The sequence below is a fragment of the Leptolyngbya sp. CCY15150 genome, from assembly GCF_016888135.1.
GTDB lineage: Bacteria > Cyanobacteriota > Cyanobacteriia > RECH01 > RECH01 > RECH01.
Map to the genome: position 1 here is coordinate 1 of NZ_JACSWB010000296.1, position 1,694 is coordinate 1,694.

Sequence of the window (1,694 nt, forward strand, 5' to 3'; positions counted from 1 at the left end):
AGGAGAAACTGAAGTGATTCCATGGGTAGAGCACCTCAAGGGAGCTACCTTTTTATTCTCTCAAAATTTTGAGTGTCACCAAAAGTTGGGAAGAGCCTCAAGATGTCATCTGAAGACGTTGCTTCATTGGCAACATCAGTGACGGTAATGGTGAACAGTTGCGCGGCACTCAGCCCCCCAGCATCCGTGACAGTTACTTCAACGGCATAGGTATTGTCGGTGCCGTCATCGAGGGGCGTTTCAAAATCAGGGGCGTTGAGGAAGGACAGGGCACCGGTTGTGGCATTGATGGCAAAGAAGGCTTGGTCATTGCCACCACTGAGGGTATAGGAGAGTCCACTGCCTTCACTGTTGGTATCGTCAGTAGATTGAACGTTAATGACGGCGGTGGTGTTTTCCGCCACATCCACGGCGGCGGTGCTGACAATGCTGGGCGCTTGGTTATCTGCCCGCCCAAACACCACATAGCTGGAGCCAGAGTCGTCGTTGTTGGCATAGCGTGCGCCAATAATTAGGTCATTGAAGCCATCACCATTGATATCCCCTGCACTGCTCACCGAAATACCGGAACGGTCACCTGCCGCGGTACCATCGAGGCGAAAGCCATTGCTGCTATCGAGGGCAGAGAGGTTCTGCGTCGCATTAAAGCCACTGGCTTTACCAAACACCACATAGCTGGAGCCAGAGTTGTTGTCGGCACCCAGTGCGCCAATAATTAGGTCATCAAAGCCATCACCGTTGACATCCCCGGCACTGCTCACCGAATAACCGGACTGGTCAAATGCCGCCACGCCATCGAGGCGAAAGCCGTTGCTGCCATCGAGGGCAGAGAGGTTCTGCGTTGCATTAAAGCCACTGGCTTTACCAAACACCACATAGCTAGAGCCGGAACTGCTGCCGTTGGGGTCGGCTCCACCTGCGCCAATGATCAAGTCATCAACGCCATCGCCATTGATATCCCCCGCACTGCTCACCGAAACACCGGAAAGGTCAAATCCCGCCACACCATCGAGGCGAAAGCCGTTGCTGCCATCGAGGGTGGAGAGGTTCTGCGTCGCACTAAAGCCACTGGCTTTACCAAAGACCACATAGCTGGAGCCGGAATCGCCGCCGTTGTTGTCGGCACGGAATGCGCCAATGATCAGGTCATCAAAGCCATCGCCATTGACATCCCCGGCACTACTCACCGAAACACCGGAATTGTCAAATCCCGCCACGCCATCGAGGCGAAAGCCATTGCTGCCATCTAAGGTAGAGAGGTTCTGCGTCGCATTAAAGCCACTGGCTTTGCCAAAGACCACATAGCTGGAGCCGGAATAGTCGCCGTTGGGGTCGGCTCCATTTACGCCAATAATCAGATCATCGAAGCCGTCGCCATTGACATCCCCAGCACTGCTCACCGAACCACCGGAACGGTCAAATCCCGCCACACCATCGAGGCGAAAGCCGTTGCTGCCATCTAGGGTAGAGAGGTTCTGCGTCGCACTAAAGCCACTGGCTTTACCAAAGACCACATAGCTGGAGCCGGAATAGTCGCCGTTGGGGTCGGCTTCATTTGCGCCAATAATCAGGTCATCGAAGCCGTCGCCATTGACATCCCCAGCACTGCTCACCGAACCACCGGAACGGTCGTCTGCCGCCACGCCATCGAGGCGAAAGCCATTGCTGCCATCTAGGGTAGAGAGGTTCTGCGT

The 1,694-nt window shown here is 55.1% G+C and carries 1 protein-coding gene; it reads right to left on the reverse strand.

The genetic code is table 11. From position 1 onward, the window contains the following. Positions 1–44 precede the first annotated feature (44 nt). The coding region (locus JUJ53_RS23845; protein ID WP_204154558.1) for a cadherin domain-containing protein at positions 45–1,694 on the reverse strand (1,650 nt) is incomplete at its 5' end.